13 protein-coding genes are annotated in these 19260 nt (G+C 43.5%); 7 read left to right on the forward strand and 6 right to left on the reverse strand.

Features of this window, described 5'->3' with window-relative positions; translation table 11 throughout:
• Window positions 1-37: 37 nt before the first annotated feature.
• The 4 genes from SJY28_RS05940 to dapC form a co-directional block, all read right to left on the reverse strand.
• Window positions 38-2077 (reverse strand): D-alanyl-D-alanine carboxypeptidase/D-alanyl-D-alanine-endopeptidase, encoded by a 2040-nt coding sequence (locus SJY28_RS05940; protein ID WP_379543800.1) that lies wholly within the window; start codon window positions 2075-2077, stop codon window positions 38-40.
• A gap of 151 nt (window positions 2078-2228) precedes the next feature.
• On the reverse strand, window positions 2229-2834 hold the full coding sequence (locus SJY28_RS05945) for a 3'-5' exonuclease (RefSeq protein ID WP_379543801.1): 606 nt from the start codon (window positions 2832-2834) through the stop codon (window positions 2229-2231).
• An 82-nt stretch (window positions 2835-2916) separates the two neighbouring features.
• Window positions 2917-4884, reverse strand: coding sequence for a DUF294 nucleotidyltransferase-like domain-containing protein (locus SJY28_RS05950; protein ID WP_379543802.1), 1968 nt, complete (start codon window positions 4882-4884; stop codon window positions 2917-2919).
• 153 nt (window positions 4885-5037) lie between these two features.
• Window positions 5038-6267 carry a succinyldiaminopimelate transaminase gene (dapC, locus tag SJY28_RS05955; RefSeq protein WP_379543803.1) on the reverse strand — a complete coding sequence of 410 codons (1230 nt, stop codon included), beginning with the start codon at window positions 6265-6267 and terminating at the stop codon, window positions 5038-5040.
• 261 nt (window positions 6268-6528) lie between these two features.
• Here dapC and SJY28_RS05960 point away from each other — a divergent pair, with 261 nt between their 5' ends.
• Window positions 6529-7200 (forward strand): hypothetical protein, encoded by a 672-nt coding sequence (locus SJY28_RS05960; protein WP_379543804.1) that lies wholly within the window; start codon window positions 6529-6531, stop codon window positions 7198-7200.
• Between the two features lie 81 nt (window positions 7201-7281).
• Here the strand turns inward: SJY28_RS05960 and glnD are convergent, their stop codons facing one another.
• Together glnD and map are read right to left on the reverse strand one after the other, a co-directional pair.
• Window positions 7282-10038, reverse strand: coding sequence for a [protein-PII] uridylyltransferase (glnD, locus tag SJY28_RS05965; protein ID WP_379543805.1), 2757 nt, complete (start codon window positions 10036-10038; stop codon window positions 7282-7284).
• Between the two features lie 518 nt (window positions 10039-10556).
• Complete coding sequence (gene map, locus SJY28_RS05970; RefSeq protein WP_371548431.1) at window positions 10557-11348, reverse strand: type I methionyl aminopeptidase; 792 nt, start codon at window positions 11346-11348, stop codon at window positions 10557-10559.
• 298 nt (window positions 11349-11646) lie between these two features.
• Here map and SJY28_RS05975 point away from each other — a divergent pair, with 298 nt between their 5' ends.
• From SJY28_RS05975 to SJY28_RS06000, 6 genes are all read left to right on the forward strand, one after another.
• Window positions 11647-12723, forward strand: a complete 1077-nt coding sequence (locus SJY28_RS05975; protein WP_102091119.1) for a triacylglycerol lipase — start codon at window positions 11647-11649, stop codon at window positions 12721-12723.
• Window positions 12724-12769: 46 nt separating this feature from the next.
• Complete coding sequence (locus tag SJY28_RS05980) at window positions 12770-13882, forward strand: lipase secretion chaperone (RefSeq protein ID WP_379543806.1); 1113 nt, start codon at window positions 12770-12772, stop codon at window positions 13880-13882.
• Between the two features lie 347 nt (window positions 13883-14229).
• Window positions 14230-14715 (forward strand): META domain-containing protein, encoded by a 486-nt coding sequence (locus SJY28_RS05985; RefSeq protein ID WP_379543807.1) that lies wholly within the window; start codon window positions 14230-14232, stop codon window positions 14713-14715.
• Window positions 14716-15078: 363 nt separating this feature from the next.
• Window positions 15079-16041, forward strand: a complete 963-nt coding sequence (locus tag SJY28_RS05990; RefSeq protein WP_379543808.1) for a Xaa-Pro aminopeptidase — start codon at window positions 15079-15081, stop codon at window positions 16039-16041.
• Between the two features lie 142 nt (window positions 16042-16183).
• Complete coding sequence (locus SJY28_RS05995; protein WP_160023087.1) at window positions 16184-16840, forward strand: DUF1449 domain-containing protein; 657 nt, start codon at window positions 16184-16186, stop codon at window positions 16838-16840.
• Between the two features lie 279 nt (window positions 16841-17119).
• Window positions 17120-19195: a hypothetical protein gene (locus tag SJY28_RS06000; protein WP_160023089.1), complete on the forward strand. Its 2076-nt coding sequence runs from the start codon at window positions 17120-17122 to the stop codon at window positions 19193-19195.
• The last annotated feature ends 65 nt before the right edge of the window (window positions 19196-19260 follow it).

Below are 19260 nucleotides of genomic sequence, written 5' to 3' on the forward strand. Positions count from 1 at the left end.
ATTGATAATAAGTCGACTTAAAGCGTTAATTAAAATATCAACGCTGCGCTGTCCAGTCGAGCATGGCATCTAATACAGGCCTTGCGGCATAAGGATTTAATGCCTGATCAGTATTGATTATGCCGACGACAACGTAATCCTGTCCTGACAGTCCTTTGACATAACCTGCCATTGAGGTGACGTTATTTAACGTGCCAGTTTTTATCCATGCGCGGCCAGTGGCTGCAGATTTAGGCAAGCGATCGCTATGAGCGGCAATAGTGCCACTAACCCCAGCGACCCCTAACGAGTCGACATAGGCTTCAAAATTTGGTCGACCATAAGCATAAGTCAGTAGCTCGCTTAGGTTGGCGGCGGTGATTGTACACTCACGGCAAAGTCCTGAACCATTGGTCAAATGAGGCGGCGGCGTACTGAGGTTGGTTTGCCACCATTGATTGATAGTTTGTAAGGCTGCTGGATAGTCTGTCGTAGCAGGTTTACCAAACTGATATAAGCTATCAGCCTTTTTGCCATTAGATTTATCAGCCGCTACTTTATTATCCATCTCATTACTAGCACTGGCTTCATGACTGCTTGGACTAGTTGCAGTTGTGCTAGCAGGTATTGATTGAGTTAGCCTTTCTTTATCGTAAGCACCTATAGATAACGCCACTTGCTCAGCCATGACATTGTTTGAGAAGTGGTTAATGTCATGAATCTGCTCGGTTAAATTTAACGATGGATAGCTGACCATAGGTAGAGGCGACATCGCGATAGCCGTAAGTCCGTGCGCTCGTTTTTTCGTCTTGGTTACATCGTCAGGGGCTTCTTGTGAGATTACCTGTCCACTCAAAGTATTCCCTAATGCTTGCCATTTGGCAGCGATGACGTGTGCAGCAAACTCTTTGGCATTGGGATATGCCACGTAAAAGACATGCTCGCCGCAGCTCTCTGGCAGACTGGCATTTAACACAAGCTGCGTGTTTTGCCACTGCGGCGCTAGGCTATAGCTTGCTTGCCCACAACTGGCTGCACGGGTATTGATTGTAGCAGGCAGCTGATAATTGGCTAACCGCGGCTTATAGGTCACGCTTGCTTGGCCATTATCCTGAGGGTAAGTTTTGATGCCAATGGTGCTAAAGTTGACCAAAAACCCATCTGGGCTAGCGTTATAAGGGCGTAGAGGTGAGTTGTCAAAGGCAGCAGGATCTTTACTAACATTGTTAAAAACTGCGCTGTCGATGATGATGTCACCATCGATATGACGAATACCGGATGCTTTCACTTTATACAGCAACTGTTTTAAGCGCTCGTGGGTCATTTTCGGGTCGCCACTTCCTTGAATAATCAAGTCACCATGTAGACGGTTGCCGATGACAATACCTGTGTGATACACCCGTGTATGCCACACAAAATCGGCCCCTAAAGTGTCCAAAGCGATGAAGCTAGGCACGAGTTTCATGGTGCTGGCAGGCGTCCGAGGAATATCGGACTGGTGATCTAGCAAAGGCGAAAATGAAATCTTTATAGAGGTTTTATTATTGCTAGCGGTGTCTTGAGCTTTGGCATTTTGATTAAGCGTATGCTGAGGTTCGTCAGGGATAACCGTTGGAATACTCTCTACGCTCTGATAAGTATAAGGGTCATCAGTATAAGCATGTATTTTTTGCTCGTGCTTCTCAATAGTGCGCTGCTCTATGGTAACTAAAGCGCTCTGATGGCTCGGGTCGCTAGTACTTGTAGCCTTAGAGGTGTTTGTAACTGGGTCAGATACTATAGTAGATGCAGATTGGCTATCAGATTCATCACTATCAATGACTTGAATAGGGGTAGGCAGACGGCTGGTAGTTTTGTCACCCACAGGTGTAATAACGATACTGATATCCGCTTCTGTCAAGTCGGCACGCGCCAAGGCTTTTTGAATGGCTGCTGGTAACACGGCTTGTGCATGTATCGGTGCGACTATAACCGCTGCCAATAACGCTAACCTAGATAGACGTTTATTAGGTTGGTTTAACGGTCGCAAATGACGACAAAGCGTGGTGGTTTTGGTTGCAGCAGTAGAGTAATGACGGTGTTTAGAAGGGTATCGCATGAGCATCTTTCATCAGGTGGCAAAAACAGCCTATGGTAACATGAGTTGCTGTTTTCGCACACGATGTCAGCAGTACAATTTTAGCAATAACAACGCCCTTATTTAGATAACTAACTCTAACTATAGATTGAACTGCGAGCATGACTTGCTGCTAACGCACATGCAAAAAAGCCATCGCCGTCATAACAGCATCGTTATAAGCATCATGCGCGCCCAGTTCAGGAATATTGTAATGGGCTAGGATACGATTCAGATGTTGAGCTTGGCTAGAAAGCCCTTGTGTATGTCCACTGATACGCCGACTGTACAGGTGCCGCAAATCTATGACTTCGTTTGGTAGAGACGTTCCCATATAGCGCTTTACCAATGGATTCAAAAAAGCCATGTCTAGCTGTGTGCAGAATCCAACGATTGGTCGATTACCTATGAATGGTAGTAGTAGGGCTAACATGTCATCGTAACTCATGCCATGTTCAACGTCGGCGGTACGCAGGCCATGAATGACAATAGTGTCGCGGTCTGGCATCACAGGAGGTCTGCAAACCAAATGCATGCCATTACCCGTGTCGATGGTATTGCTATTAATATGTATCGCTGCCACAGACAGCAGGTGATGCTTTTTAGGGTTCAGTCCTGTCATCTCGCAATCAATCGCCACCCACTGCTCAGCCGAAGGTGTCGTAAACATTGAGGCAAGCTCTGGACGCTGTAATTGCGTTTTTTGCCAAGCGCAAGATAACTGCTGTAACCAGCTCATATTGGTTGCTCATCCATCTATGTTATTTTTGTATTTGGGATATTTATCTATTCATGAATCCTCTGTATTAAAACTGCCACATTTATGCGATTTCTAGTTGATAGTGTTGACGCAATTGATTCTTAAAGCTTTTGACCACGGCCAGACACTCTTTTAGTAAGTCACGTTCAAGTGCGGTCAAAGTCGTTGGATCTACTTGCCGTGCATGCTTATCATCGGTTGAGAGAGCCACAGATAAGCGCTGCGCCATAAAAAACTCTAAGGCTTCAAGCAAAGTATCGGCGCGCTCTTGGGTCATAGCGTCAACCTGCACCAAAGCCTTTAAACGCGCTTTGGTACTAGGCACATCGAGCACATTGTTTTCTAATGCTAAAGTGCGGATACCATGAACCAAGGGAAAGATACCAGCTTTTTTTAGGTCAATATCGGATGATGCTGATTTACCACCTAGTAAAGGTACAAACTTCTGCCACCATTGATTAACATCACCAAACTGTAGCGCTGCCCGCGCAAACTGCCTGACAAACATAGGGTCTGCTTGTTGATGAGCAAGCTTTAAATGCTGACGTACTTGAGTAAGTAGTGACTCATCGCCGCAGACGTATTCAGCATCTAGTATCGCAGACAAGTAAATACCATGCATCGGATCTGAATTTCTAAACCATAGACCAATTTGCGCAGTAAATTGCTTGAACGGTTGTCGCCACATAGGATTGGTCATCATGATATTGCCATCACACAGTGGGTAGCCAAGCGTTGCTAAATGGCTATTAAAAGTATCAGTGAACTGTGCTAGGTCGGGATGCGTATAGTCATCACGAATGATGAGCGCGTTGTCTTGATCTGTACGCATGATTTGCTCACCGCGCCCTTCTGAACCCATAACGATAAGGCAGGTATTGGCCATCACTTCATCAGGTACGATCAGCTGCCATAGTTTGGTAAATACTTGCGCATTTAGCGTCTGTACCATACGACTGATATTGCCGATTTTGACACCATTGTGATGCTGTGCCCGAATGTAGCGACCGATTAGCTCAACAGCGGTATCTAGGCTCGATAAGTCTTGTGCCTGTTCGATTTGAATACTAATCAGCTGCGAATGATGGCCAATATGAGCGAGCATATCGCTTTGCCCAAGCACACCGACGACATCACCACTCTTATCAACGACTGGCAGTCTATGAATACGATAGCGAGTCATGGTCAGCAGCGCATCGCCAATCTCATCACTGGCTTTGATCGTACGTAGATTGAAATTGGCATAGCGTTGACAAGGTGTGGTGGCAGGATTTTGTCTGTCGCTTACGGCGCGGCAGATATCAGTATCTGTCAAAATTCCTAAGAGTAATCTTGTCTCAAGTTGCGCTATTTGTGAGCCATCTAAGTCATTCAAATCATATAAGCTATGTAGCGGTCGGACCAGTACATGTTTTAATCCAGCTTTGGTCATGATGCGGGCCGCTTCGTACAAGCTATCATTGGCATCGACGATATGCACTGGTAATAGATGAACATCTACCACTGGCTGCAACATGATTTGCTGTACTTCTTGTTGGTCAGTATAGCTGGCAGGATCTAGCGTTTTGTTATGACGTCGTTGGCGCAATGCTTTTAATCGCTCAGGCAGCTTGTCTGATAGCATTTGGCGTACCAGATGATTTTGCGCGCTGATTTTATCGATAGCAGTGCCAGCGACTTGGAGCAGTAACGTCTCTTCATTGGCTCGGAATTGATAGGGCTGTATAGGTGTACTTTCAGGCTCTAGCTGATTATCCTTGGTAAGTGATTCAGGTAGGCGGCGGCTATCAAACCAATCATTATTATTCAGACCGTCAGCATGATTGCTACCGACATAGGACGCGACAAACTCACCATCTAATGATTGCTCGATTTGCCCTTTGATGACCACATACAAACATTGCAGTTCTTCCGCAGGCAAGCTTTCGTTTTTGGCAAGGTATCGTATCTGGGTGTTTTTTCTAATGCTTTGACGCTCGGCTAAGCTCAGTACGTCAAAGGGCGGTTGGCTAAAGTCAAGATGGGGCATGGCATCATCCTTGATGGCATATTTTCGGTAGAGACTTTACTATAGCATTAATAAAACAAAAAGCCTCCAATAACCCTATTTATATTGTGGTTATTAGAGGCTTTTTAATATTGTGACATTTATTTTAGATACATTAGATTTTTCTAATTAGCTTTAAGCACCTAATAATTTGCGGATACGGCTGATTGCTTCTCGGCTCTCATCGACACTCGCGACCAAAGCGATACGCACATAACCTTGTCCAGGATTATGACCATCAACTTCACGTGACAAATAGCGTCCTGCCAATGCATGAATATTGGCTTGCTCATACAGCGCTTTGACAAAGATTTCATCATCACCGCCGAATTGCTCAGGTACTTTGACCCAGAAGTAAAATCCAGCATCAGGCATGCGTAACTCTAGCAATTCCCCAAGCTCAGACATCCATAGGGCAAACTTCTCTTGGTATAGCGCGCGATTATGAGCGACGTGTTTTTCGTCTTGCCACGCAGCGATAGAGGCCAACTGATGAGGTATCGGCATCGCACAACCTTGGTAAGTACGATATTGCAAATAAGCCTGCAAAATTTTGGCATCACCAGCCACAAACCCAGAGCGCAAACCCGGTAAGTTTGAACGTTTGGATAGAGAGTGGAACACGATACATTTTTTGAAATCACGGCGACCGAGGGCAGCACAAGCTTGGAGCAATCCAATCGGAGCTGTATCGAAATACAGCTCGCTATAACACTCGTCACTGGCAATAATAAAACCGTACTGATCTGACAGACGAATGAGGTATTCCCAGTCATCCATTGTCATGACGGAGCCTGTTGGATTGTTTGGACTACAGACAAACAATAGCTGCGTACGCGTCCAAACGTCTTTTGGCACCGCGCGATAGTCACCTTTGTAGTCATTATCTGATGTACAAGGGACAAAATAAGGCGTTGCCTGTGCCAGTATCGCTGCGCCTTCATATATCTGATAAAAAGGGTTGGGCATGACAACCGTAGGCGATGTATTGGGTGCTAGAGAATTGCTCTCTTTGTCAGCTACATCATGATCAACGACCGCTTGTACAAAGCTAAAAATCGCTTCACGCGTACCCATCACGGGTAATACTTGAGTATTGGCATCGACGTGATTAAGAAAAAACCGCTTCTCTAACCAGTGGGCGATAGTTTGACGTAGCTCAAACATACCGTTTGTGGTTGGATAACGACTTATTTTGTCCAAGTTTTCGCGTAGGACGTCCAGCACAAATGCAGGTGGCTCATGTTTTGGCTCACCAATACCGAGCTTTATTTCACTGTAACCATTGGCAGGCATGCTATCGGCAAGCAAGGTTGCCATCTTTGCGAATGGATAAGGATGTAGATGCTTTAAGTTGTGATTCATAAGTGTGATAACTATAATAGACAATTAATAATAAAGTTATAAAGAAAATTTACATTAGAGCAGTGTAGCACTTCTCTAATTTTTTGTCCTTTTCTTCTTATATCGTGAGTAGGCATTTACCAAGCGTAAGCTATTCATTGTACGACTACCAAATAGGTAGTCGCTCAAAAGTCTTTTGAACCTTTCATAATTTATAACCTATAACAATATAAAAAATGACTACATCACAAACGTGGTAGATCGTTTTAAGGATAGTTTGATATGTCTAGTGTGCTAAATAATGATGATCTCATCGCTAAAGATATCAATAATGAAAAACTTGATAACAATTTACAGCGCTCTAACCTGTATAAACTGCTCAAAGAGCGTGAACAGAGCTGGTGGCAAGCGCGCCAGCAACTGATCGAACGTCAAGAAAAGAAAATGTTTTGGTATGGTGAAAACAGCCTCATTATGTGGCTGTTGTGGCAATTGGTCGGCTACGTGGTAGTGGCGATGGCCTTGATGCTGCTCAATAATATGTTTGGTATCTCATTACCGCTATGGCAATACGTCTCTTTGTTTGTGATACAGACTATATTTTTTGTCAGTGCACTTGCTGCTAAAGGTCAGTTGGAAAACAAACTCCAGCGCAAAATAGACAACGATGAGCTGATGCGCGAAGAGGCGCTCAATGAGATGATTATTTTGGCAGAGGATAGTCTGTATCCTGATGTACATGCCAAGTCGCCTATTTCTTTAGAAGCCTTAGACGATTATCTAGACGGACAGTTTCACCTAGCAAGCTTGCAATGTTTGCTACAAAAAGAAGTCGATGCTGGACGATTAATCATGGAGCAGCAGCCACCCGAAGTAGGTGTTTTGCCGCCAGAGCTTGCTGACGATGAACTGAATGAACATGCCAGCGAGATAACCTATAGAAGTACGTTATAAAACGTACTTCTATGATGACTATCAGACTACTTTTGCTAGTTAATATTCAAAATAATGGCTAACCAAAACTATCTAGCCGTATCAAAAATATATTACGCTATTATGCTCTTTCTGAACGGTAAGACTGGCTAACAGAGCTGCCTTTAATGCTTCCAGTCTATCAGGTGAGAGTGGCTTATCGTTTTGATCACTGATATAAAACATATCCTCCGCACGCTCACCTAGAGTGGTAATACGTGCAGCATGTACTTCGATTTGCTCTTGCAAAAATACTTGCCCAACTCGTGCCAATAGCCCTGGCTGATCAAGCGTTTCTAAGCTCATGATGTGCTGGTCTGATGCTTCATTGAATTCAAAGTTAATCACCGTTTTTACTTCAAAGTGTCTTAACTGACGCGGCATACGCTTGTTCGTCAGTTTAAGTACGGTAGGGTCTTTGAACGAGTCAATTAAGCGTTGTTTTAGCTCTTGTTGACTGTCTTCATCGACCAGCAATGTGCCACTAGGATCTAGCAATACATAAGAATCCAAAGCAAAGTCACGGGTCGCTGTGATAATGCGTGCATCTAAAACATCTAGATTCATCTGATCAAACACCGCCATGGTAACGGCAAATAGGTTCATCTGATCTTGGGTGTAAACAAATACCTGTACCGCATCAAGTGCCAATTCGCGATGTTCACGCAAAACGACCAACGGTGGACTATCAGCATTAGAAGCCAATCCAATCGGTGGGTGATTCAAAATAGCTTCGGTATGCCATAAGATATCTTCTGCAATCTCTCGCAAGAAATACTCATCGCCCAAGTCATCCCACAGACGCAATACTTCATCGCGGTTCATATGTTGGTTATTGACATTATCTAGCATCGTCAACGCTTGCTTACGTGTGGCACTAATCATATCTTGACGATTGGTAGGCGCATCGATATCAGCGCGCAAGATGCGCCGAGTTTGTGAGTACAGCTGTTTCATGAGGGTCGCCCGCCAGCTGTTCCATAGCTGTGGGTTAGTCGCATTCATATCAGCCACCGTCAGTACATACAGATGGTTTAGATGAGTCACGTTACCGATGAGATCAGAGAAAATAGTCACCACTTCAGGGTCTGAGATATCTTTTTTCTGTGCAGTAATCGACATAAGAAGGTGATAGCGCGTGAGCCAACCTACTAAGTTCGCATCCGCCAAGCTCATACCATGCGATAAACAAAACTCAATCGATTCTGTTTGACCAAGCTCACTATGGTCGCCGCCACGGCCCTTAGCAATATCATGAAACATCGCTGCCAATACCAAAATCTCTTTACGCTCGATACGCTGAAAGATAGAGCTGACCAACGGGAACTCTTCGTGAAAGGTCGGATCTGTAAATCGATGCAAGATTCTAATTAAAAATAAAGTATGCGCATCTACTGTATAACGATGGAACAAGTCATATTGCATGAGGCCAGTGACTTGCGCAAAAGCAGGAATATAGTTACCCAATACCCCGTAGCGATTCATGGTACGTAGACGATGGAATAAGTAATTCTGTTCTTTTAGATTCGATAAAAACAACGCTTTGTGCGTAGGGTTGTCTCTATATATCTGATCGATGCCTCGTGCGGCAATTTTGAGTGCGCGCAGGGTATGGGTACGAACTTTATCGATACCGTGCTGACCCATCAATAAAAACATCTCTAAGATAGAATCTGGGTGCTGTGCAAACACTCGATGATGCGCAATGGCAATCTGGTTACCAATGCGGTTGAACCGTGCATTTATAGGCTGTTTTTTTGGACGTTCATCGTCAGGCAGCTGTGGCTCTATTATCGTTTCATAATAGTGATTGGTCAGCATCTCAGATAGCGTTGATATCTGCATCGCACAGCGATAGTAGTCGCGCATAAACCGTTCGACCGCAGCATTAGGCTGGTCATCAGGCTGGGTCTCGTAGCCCATTAGCTGAGCAATCTCACGCTGATAATCAAACAACAGCTTGTTTTCATTACGGCCCGTCAGTACATGCAAGTAATGACGAATTTGCCATAAATACCCTTCGGCAAAGCTCAGCTCGTCAAACTCTTTTTCGGTCAAAAAGTTCTGTTGCACTAAATCATATAGCTTGCTCACGCGAAAATAACGCTTGGTGACCCAGCCGATGATATGGATATCACGTAGCCCGCCCGGTGCTGTTTTGATATTGGGTTCAAGATTGTACTCGGTTGCATTGTGCTGCAAGTAACGCGCCTTGGATTCTTCCATTTTTACATCAAAAAAGGCGCGAGGAGACCACTGTTTATTGACGATTTGAGCGGGCATGTCTTGCAATGCCTCATTGCCGATTAGGAGTCGAGCCTCTAGCTGAGCACTGGCAATAGTATGGTCAAGCGCGGCCTCTAGCGCATCATTGACACTACGTACAGAGAGCGCAGGCTCTAGTCCTATATCCCATAGTAGAGCGACCAGTTTGTCGATTTTACTACTGGCATCAGCACCTATTTCACCAGGAGACAGTAGCAAAATATCGATGTCTGAATAAAGCGATAGCTCACCGCGCCCGTAACCACCAGTCGCAAAAAACGCCAAATCAGTCTTATCTAACTCAAACCATTTGAATAATGCAATCAATAGGCTGTCGATAGCGCAAGCACGTGCTGAAACCAGTTGGCGAATATTAGTACCACGTTCTAGTGAGCGGCTGATATCGTCGTTGATCTGGGCCAACCATTCAGGAATGCCAAGCAGATTCTTGTCTGTCATATTTTTGGCTGACAGTGGGGATGAGTCTATCGCCACCTCACTTGGTAGTATCGGTAAAGGCGTCAAATCAACAGAGGCGATATCACAATTAAACATGAGTGTTATCCAGTTAAGAGTTTAGAAATAGAACGTTTGAGCTGAGCGCTATTGGGCAACTAATGTGCTGATGGCTAATAAAAATTACGAATAGCAATTATCAATAAAAGTGCTGATAAATATATCAATAGAAGTTATCAGGTCATCTGAGTATAAAGACAAAGCGCCTATAAGCACAATACTCAATATGGACTAGGGCGTGTTTGATATTCACAAATAGGCACTGCTGATTGCTAAAACTGTTTTAGACAAGGCGTAAAACGACGGTAATGCTTGTGCCTTAACTAGGTTTACAACGCGGTATGGGGCAGTTTTAGCCTCAGCTCCAATATTAATAGAAGGAGACAGGACTATTTTTTGCCATTTCATTGTTAAAAATAGACGGTTAGAATGACTAAACTTACTATTTTTAACGTCGAACTGTCTAAAAAATAGTCTCTGTCAGTGCCATGGTTGAATATCAAACACGCCCTAATTAAAGACCAAAAAAAAGACCGCCTAAGCGATCTTTGATTGTACTACTGCGTCAAAAAACTTAAATCTTCTTCGGGGCGAGTAGTAAATACCTCACAGCCATTGTCTGTTACGACCATGGTGTGCTCCCATTGAGCAGACAATTTGCGGTCTTTAGTAATCGCCGTCCACTCATCAGGCAAAATCTTAGTTTGCCACGTGCCTTGGTTAATCATAGGCTCGATGGTAAACGTCATACCTGTTTTTAGCTCAAAGCCAGTGCCTTTTTTGCCATAGTGCATGACTTGTGGCTCATGGTGAAATTCATCACTGATACCATGACCACAGAACTCGCGAACGATACTGAAGCGCTCAGGCTCGACAACGGCCTGAATAGCAGCACCGACATCACCTAGACGTGCACCGTTCTTGACCACGCTCATACCCGCATAAAGGGCATCTTGTGCCACTTTGCAAATACGCTGTGCCATGATAGAGCCGTTGCCAACAATCCACATTTTTGAGGTATCGCCATAGTAACCGTCTTTGATAACAGTCACGTCGATGTTGATAATATCACCATCTTTTAGTAGCTTGCTTTCGGTTGGGATACCGTGACAGACAACATGGTTAACTGAGGTACAGATAGATTTTGGAAAACCATTATAATTAAGTGGGGCAGGGATAGCCTGCTGCACATTAACAATATAGTCATGGGCAATCTGATTGAGCGCTTCGGTACTGACGCCCACTTTGACATGCTCGTCGAGCATGACAAGCACATCACTAGCGAGTTTACCGGCCACACGCATTTTTTCTATGGCTTCTGGAGACTGGATAAGGGATTTTTTAGTCATCATCGTATATCTTATAATTATGGGTTCATTGTGGATAGATTATACCATAAACGTACTAGTGACACTTTTACGTTAAGTGATAGTGTACCTATCATTATCATTGATAATAATTGCTTTACAACATGGTGAGGGCTTATATGACTCATTAGTCAGACTAATATATTCATATTTTGACAAATTAGTTGAATGTTGCAGGATATATAAGTAATGTAATTTTGCCTGCTAACGGAATTAGCAGCAATTTTTACTGTAGTTGTGCAGTAAAAATAACCAAATCAATGATAACAAGGATGTTGTTATGACGCTTTCTTTGTACATTCGTGCAGCTCTCACACCAAAGACATTGTTACCGATACTGGGTTCAATCAGTGCTGGTGTACTTCTAATGACCATACAAACCACTTCTGCTCAAGCTGCAGGACAATACTATAATTGTGCCAATGCTAACGGTTGCAAGTTGGTAGACAGTAAATATTTCACTTCTAGTTACACTAAAACTCAATATCCAGTCGTCTTAGCACATGGACTTGGCGGCTTCACGACGTTATTTGGAGTCATTGATTATTTCAACGGGATTCCAGAAGACTTGATGAAAGGTGGCTCAGAGGTATATACCACCAAAACGTCAGCGGTCAATAATAGCGAAGTTCGAGGTGAGCAACTGCTACAACAGGTCAAGACCATTGCTGCCATTTCAGGTGAGTCTAAAGTCAATTTGTTTGGACACAGTCAGGGCGGTATAGATATTCGTTATGTCGCTGGCGTCGCGCCAAAGTACGTGGCCTCAGTAACTGCGGTATCAAGCCCAGAGCAAGGATCAAAAACCGCTGATTTTGTTAAAAATGTCCTTGAGCCAAATAATACTTCTGGACAGCCATCTAATGTCACCACCCAGCTAGTATCAGGCGTGTTTAATCTGATTGGTGGCTTTACAGATATTGGTTCTGGTATCAGTTTCAATCAAATTCAACAACAAGATGGCTGGCAAGCGCTCGTGGCTCTATCGACCGATGGTGCTGCTAAGTTCAATGCCAAATTTCCTGCAGCAATGCCAAAAAACTATTGTGGTCAACCGACTAGTACGGCGGTCAATGGCATCAAGTACTATTCGTTTAGCGGCGTCGGGCAAATAACGAGCGCACTTGATCCTAGCGATTACCTATTAGCCGCAACGGGCGTACCGTTTGCAGGTGAGTCTAATGATGGATTGGTATCTGCTTGCTCAAGTCGTCTTGGCTATGTGATTCGTGATAATTATAGAATGAACCATTTGGATTCCGCTGATCAAGTCTTGGGTCTGACGGCATGGGGAGAGTCTGAGCCAAAATCTATCTATCGTACTCAGGTAAACCGTCTGAAAAACGCCAACCTATAAGCTGAACTACAAAACAAGAATGCTCATTAATTGAGAAATATCGTTTATGTCAAATAACCGCCGTCCAACCTATGCAACAATTGCTATCATCGCCGTGGTTATCATTGCCACAGCGGCGGTTATTTTGTGGTTCAAGCCTAGTAACGATGTAAATTCAACTTCAACTTCAATCAAATCCTCCGTCTCCGATAATGAGAATATCGAGTCAGTGACAACTGAGTTGGCTGCGGGACAAGTCGTAAAAGCGACAACGCCACCCAGCCAGTCTCAATTTGTCACAGGATTAGAAAATTTACCACGCTCATTAAAGGGTACCCAAATTGATGGTGAAATCATCATCGATGAAAATAAACAGTTGGTCGTCACTGAAGGTCTGCGGCGCTTGTTTGATTATTTTTTATCCGCCCTAGGTGAGGAAGAAGAAGCTACTATATTTGCCCGTGTGGAGAGTTATATTCGCCATCACACACCAGAGCCTGCCGCTAGCCAAGCGGTCACTATTTTTAATCAATATGTTGCTTACCTTAAAGCACTTCCTGAGATAGAAAAGCGCTATGGTAATCTGCAATTACAGGCGACCAAAAGTGGTGAGCTGGACTTGAATGCAGTTGCCCAACAAAAACAAGATATCGCTAATCTACGACAGCAGTACTTTGACAAGCCAACCATTACAGCATTTTTTGGCGCAGAGGATGATTACGATAATTATAGTATAGAGATGGTCAGAATTGACCAAAATAAGCAGATGTCTGACGCACAAAAACAAGCTGCCCGTCAGGACTATATTAGTCGATTGCCAGAGAATGCTACTAAAGCCAATATCATGCAACAGGCCAATATTAGCAAGTTAATGACTCGCACTGAACAGATGAAAGCTCGCGGTGCAACGCCTGAGGAATTATATAATATGCGCCGAGAGCTAGTAGGTGCACCAGCAGCAGAAAGGCTTGCACAAGTAGATCAAGAAGACGCTAATTTTGACCAACGCTTCACCCAGTATGAAACTCAAAAAAGTCGCTTATTAAGCCAAGGTGTCGATGCAGCCCAAGCGCAAATTCAGATAGATCAGCTTGAGCAGCAATTATTTGATGATACTGAGCGTAAGCGTCTGGATGGTTATGCGGCATTGCAACGACAGCAAGCTGTCAATAATCCATAATTACTGTCACTAGCTACCGTCAATAACCATCGTTGATACGGATAGATAGAGTGAGCAAGATTATAGTTAGCAGCTCATTTAGGTACTGGCAAGAGCAAGTAGCTAGATATTTGCAAAGTAGTACAAAATGCATTCCGAATAACTACTCAGTTTATGATGACACCTCCCTGTGAGTCATGCACAATATTGCCATTGTTTAGAGCATTAAATAAAACAATAAATGAATCATAATAAGTCTGAGCTTTTACTATGTTTATTAGAGCTAATCGCCTGTCTATTAGCGCTGATGGCGCATGCAGATAGTGTGTTTAGTAAAAGTATCGGATGCAATAAAGCGAGGAGTTGAAATGAAGAACATGACTAAAGTAATGATGGTCGCGACATTGGCAGTTGGTACGCTTGCTGCGGGTTGCCAGACGACGAATTTGCCTGCGCCAGTCAGTCAGCCAATCACTGCAGATGTCTTGCAAGCACACAACTGGCAGCTCGTTGATGCCAAACGCAGCAATGGTGATAAAGTGACTCAGCTGTTTTTTGACCCAGCCAAGCCATTAACGTTGAATTTTATGAATGATAACGGTAGGGATTACGTGGCATTTATGAATACCTGTAATAGCATGGGCGCTGGATATAGTGTCGCAAACGGTGAGGTAGAGATTAAAAACGGCATCAGTACTATGATGGCATGTCCTGAACCGCAAGCCAGCTTTGATACTGCCACACTAGCCACTGTACAAGGTAAGTATAGCCTTAGTAAGAATGCCAATAATGTGCCTATCTTGACCATAAAAAACGATGATCAAGTCGCTTATTTTAAAGCCGTTACAAAATAGCTTAATGATTGAGTAAACAGTTTGACTGGTTCGTGAGTTTAAACAATTAAAATTATTTGTCTAAAATTGCTCATTTAAAGTTACTCTTCTTGAAACGCAAAATGCCTCGCTATCAAGTGGGGCATTTTTTTATCCAAAATTTAGTCCAGTTTAGGTTACACTAGAGTAATGTTTCTGTAATATATTTGATTTTTTAAATTGATGGTGATGGCTCTGAATTTATGTCGATAACGATCGCTTTTTTAGATATTTATAAGACTTTTATCATCAAGTTCTGTTGGATATGACGCTATGCTGAAAACTGCCATAAATAAAACAACCATATGTAAAGGAAGTCTATCTAAATCAAACATAGATAGGCTAATGATAAAAACACCTATTGCCATCGGCGTATTTGCTGTGCTTAACGGTTGCCAGACATTACCTAATACCTCAGTAAAAAAGCCAATCAGTACAGTTGAGACCAGTCCGCTGACTGCACGTATGCCAGTGATTGATCGCCAAGGATATATTGCCTATATAGAAGAGCAGGGCGTAGGTACAGCGAAAGTATCGGCACTCTATAGTATTCGTCCTGACGGTAGCGATCGTCAGCTCATCGATCAGCTTAATGGCTATATCTATGCGCCAGCATGGTCGGCAGACGGACAACTGCTTGCCTATAGCAAACAAGCCTCGCGTGAGCATCCCAAAATTTATATTTATGATCGTAGTAGCAATACGCGCAATCTAGTGGTAAATGCTGAAGGCAGCAATATGTCAGCGTCATTCTCACCCGATGGTCAAGATTTGCTTTATAGCTCTACTGTCGGTGGTAATGCTGATATCTATAAGATGCGTCTGAGTGATGGCAGTACCCAGCAGTTAACGACTCTGCCGAGTACAGAGGTACAGCCAAGTTATGCTGCGGATGGTAAGAGTTTTGTCTATACCAGTGATAAAGTCCGTGCTGGACGACCGCGAATTTATCGTTATGACTTCGCTACAGGCAATGCGACACCTGTATCAACAAATGGGTATGTGGCTAGTCCTCAGCTTAGCTTAGATGGTCAGCGTATGGCTTATCTAAATGGTCGCAAGGCGGCTGTCATGACCTTGACGACTGGACAGGTGGTCAACTTGGCAGAAACAGGGCTTGATGAGCCCGCACGTCTATCTCCCTCTGGCAATTATGCCGTCTATCCAACTCGCCACTTGAATGTGGGCGGGCAAGCAGCAAGCCAAAATGGTGGTAGTCTAGTTATCCATTCGCTGTCAGGCAATACCAGCTATGCCATTAGTGGTCAAAATGGTGGAGTCGTGCGCTCACCGATATGGGGTCCTTAGAGAAGTATGTCTCATGCCGTGATATGTATATAAACTTATTTGTAAAACAACATAAGTTTATAAATATTAAGTGAAGTGCCTCAGCTTTTGTAGTAGGTTATTACAAATAGAAGATTAGGTTCACAAAGGGAGAACCCGCGTAATGCAAGAGGCTTTTTTCGTGTTTATCACCAAAATAAGTTTATATCCAACGATTGTTTTCACCGGTCTTGTGATGTTCGTTACTCTATATTGGGTAGTATCTTTACTCGGCATGGCAGATATGGACAGCGTGGATGTTGGAGAGACAGGTAGTGATGCTGCTGTCTCTGATTTATCATCGACCGGTTTTTTTACAGGTCTCATGTTGAAGTTTGGTCTCTACGGTGTGCCTTTAGTCATTATATTAAGCTTAATTAGTTTAATCGGTTGGTTGTTGAGCTATTTGTATACCAGTTTTTTACATCAAAATTTTGACTCTGGTGTTCTGTATTACGTGTTTGGCACAGGGGCACTAATATTCGTATTGGTCGTTTCTATGTGGCTGACAGGCATGATCATTTCACCCATTCGCAAAAATATTGCCAGAATCCCCAAACGTAATTCTGCTAATAATGTAGGCAAAATCGCGATTGTGCGCACACTTAGTGTGACGGACAAGCACGGTGAGGCAGAATTGAATGATGGCGGTGCAGGTTTGATACTCAAGGTTCGTTCAGACAACAGTACTAGCTTACTGAAAAAGGGCGATAGAGTGATGTTGATCGCGTATTTAGAAGAAACACATACCTATCAAGTCGCTCGTGTTGAAGATAAATAATTATAAATCGTTTAGTCGATACGACTTTCTATCATCGCTTTTAGCATAGAGTAAACTCGAAAATTAGATAAGCGCTGATAAACAATAAACAGATATTGAGCTAAAAAATCTCTATTTTTCACATCATACGAACGGTTTTAAATTTAGTTATTGTTGGTTCAACTAGTTTAGATATGAGAAAGGCAAGTGAAACTGCTACATAGAGTAGTTGAGCAAGCCGGACCGAGCATCTGATAGATATAGAACTGACTATAGAATGTTTCAATTAAAGGAATAAACATGGACATACTCATTATCGTCGGCGTGGTTGTGGTGCTGGCGTTTGTTTTCATTATGGCAGCACTGTTGATGCTCAAAGCCTTTTACTTCAAGGTTGAGCAGGGCAAAGCACTAATTATCAACGGTGTGAGCAAAATAGCCGTACGTTTTGATGGTGGCTTTGTTTGGCCAGTTATTAATAAAAAAGAGCTGATGAGAATCTCGCTCATCACGTTAGAAGTTGATAGACGCGGTAAAGAAGGACTAATTTGCGCCGATAATATGCGTGCTGATATTACAGTCGCATTTTATCTACGTGTCAATGAAACCGAAGAAGATGTATTAAAAGTTGCCAAATCGGTTGGAGTTGAGAGAGCCTCAGATAAAGTCGCTGTTAATGAGCTGTTTAATGCCAAGTTTTCAGAGGCACTAAAAACAGTTGGTAAGCAAATAGATTTCGTTAAATTGTTTGAAAACCGCAGCGAGTTTCGTGACAGTATCGTTCAAGAAATCGGTAACGATCTAAACGGCTATGTCTTAGAAGATGTCGCAATCGATTATCTAGAGCAAACACCGAAAGTGTCGTTGGACTCAAGTAATATTCTAGATGCTGAAGGTATCAAAAAGATTACTCAACTAACGGCTTTTCAAAACGTTATTACCAATGAGCTTGAGCGTGATGAAGAGCTAGCGGTTAAGAAAAAGAACGTTGAAACCAGAGAGGCGATGCTAGAGCTTGAGCGTCAACAAGCCGATGCTGAAGCCAAGCAAAAGCGTGAAATATCGTCAGTGATTGCTCGTGAAACGGCTGAAACTCGTAAGATTGAAGAAGAAGAGCGTAAGAAGTCAGAAACGGCCGTCATAATGGTTGAGCAGGACTTAGCGATTCAGCGAGAGAATCAGCAACGTGAAATTGAAGTAGCAGGTCAAAATCGTCTGCGTGCAGTTGTCATCGAAGAAGAAAAAGTTACGCGTGCTCGTGACTTAGAAATCGTCTCTCGTGAGCGTGAAGTTGACTTGCAACGTATCGAGGCTGAACGTGCGATTGAACTTGAGAAAAAAGAAATCGCCAATGTCATCCGCGAGCGTATTGCGGTCGACAAAACAGTGGCGCAAGAAGAAGAGCGTATCAAAGAAGTTCGCGAAGTTAGTGAGGCTGAGCGTTCTAAGCAAACACGCGTGCTAGCTGCTGAAGCGGATGCTGAAGAAATCAAAGTACGTCAGGTGAAAAAAGCCGAAGCCGAAGAGCTGTCAGCCAAGCATAAAGCCGTTGAAATCACTACGCTTGCTACGGCTAACCTTGAAGCCTCTGCCAAAGAGTCAGAAGCCAAAATCAGAATGGCTGAAGGTATTAAAGCCGAAGAGTCTGCACATGGCTTTGCTGAAGCTGCTATCCAAGAAGCTAAGTCGGTCTCTATGGAAAAAGAAGGCATTGCTAGAGCCAATATTATTAAAGCGACTGGACAAGCTGAAGCGCAGTCAGAGCGTGAAAAAGGTATGGCAGATGCTGAGGTTATCGCGGCTCGCGGTGAATCTAAGGCGAAAGCTGAGCGTGATATCGGTATGGTCGATGCAGAGATTATTGCTGCTCGTGGTCAATCTACTGCCAAGGCTGAACGCGAAAAAGGCATGGCAGATGCTGAAATCATCGCAGCACGCGGTGAGTCTAATGCCAAAGCAGAACGCGAAGTTGGACTGGCAAAAGCCGAAGTCACTCGCGCGCATTTCCAAGCCGAAGCAGATGGTCTAGTCGAGAAATTCAATGCAATGGGTAGTATGAATAAAGAAGCGCGTGAGCACGAAGAGTTCCGCATGAGTCTTGAGACAGCCTTGCAAGAAGCACTGGCATCGATCGACGCAGGTAAAGAGATTGCCAAAGAAAACGCTGAAGTGTTGGCAGTGGCACTACAAAAAGCCAAAATTGATATTGTTGGCGGCGAAGCGCATTTCTTTGATAACTTTGCCAAGTCACTATCTATCGGCAAAGCCATCGATGGCCTAGCAGGTAAGTCAGATACGTTGAGCGGTATTATCAATGGCGTGATGGCTAGTCAAGCTATGAAAGCAACCAAGCAAAATGATGATAAAACCATTTAATATTAAGACATGTCTTTATAGATTGAAGACACGCGCCAAAATTAATGCATTTCTCCCTTGATAAC

The organism is Psychrobacter sp. R86515 (assembly GCF_042466315.1).
Taxonomy (GTDB): domain Bacteria; phylum Pseudomonadota; class Gammaproteobacteria; order Pseudomonadales; family Moraxellaceae; genus Psychrobacter.

Excerpts from the sequence above, each read along its gene's own strand:
- SJY28_RS05990 (WP_379543808.1), top strand. The coding sequence starts at position 15,079 with ATGATAAAAACACCTATTGCCATCGGCGTATTTGCTGTGCTTAACGGT.
- SJY28_RS05945 (WP_379543801.1), bottom strand. The coding sequence starts at position 2,834 with ATGAGCTGGTTACAGCAGTTATCTTGCGCTTGGCAAAAAACGCAATTA.
- glnD (WP_379543805.1), bottom strand. The coding sequence starts at position 10,038 with ATGTTTAATTGTGATATCGCCTCTGTTGATTTGACGCCTTTACCGATA.
- SJY28_RS05995 (WP_160023087.1), top strand. The coding sequence starts at position 16,184 with ATGCAAGAGGCTTTTTTCGTGTTTATCACCAAAATAAGTTTATATCCA.
- SJY28_RS05960 (WP_379543804.1), top strand. The coding sequence starts at position 6,529 with ATGTCTAGTGTGCTAAATAATGATGATCTCATCGCTAAAGATATCAAT.
- SJY28_RS05950 (WP_379543802.1), bottom strand. The coding sequence starts at position 4,884 with ATGCCCCATCTTGACTTTAGCCAACCGCCCTTTGACGTACTGAGCTTA.
- SJY28_RS05940 (WP_379543800.1), bottom strand. The coding sequence starts at position 2,077 with ATGCGATACCCTTCTAAACACCGTCATTACTCTACTGCTGCAACCAAA.
- SJY28_RS05975 (WP_102091119.1), top strand. The coding sequence starts at position 11,647 with ATGACGCTTTCTTTGTACATTCGTGCAGCTCTCACACCAAAGACATTG.
- dapC (WP_379543803.1), bottom strand. The coding sequence starts at position 6,267 with ATGAATCACAACTTAAAGCATCTACATCCTTATCCATTCGCAAAGATG.
- SJY28_RS05985 (WP_379543807.1), top strand. The coding sequence starts at position 14,230 with ATGAAGAACATGACTAAAGTAATGATGGTCGCGACATTGGCAGTTGGT.
- map (WP_371548431.1), bottom strand. The coding sequence starts at position 11,348 with ATGACTAAAAAATCCCTTATCCAGTCTCCAGAAGCCATAGAAAAAATG.
- SJY28_RS06000 (WP_160023089.1), top strand. The coding sequence starts at position 17,120 with ATGGACATACTCATTATCGTCGGCGTGGTTGTGGTGCTGGCGTTTGTT.
- SJY28_RS05980 (WP_379543806.1), top strand. The coding sequence starts at position 12,770 with ATGTCAAATAACCGCCGTCCAACCTATGCAACAATTGCTATCATCGCC.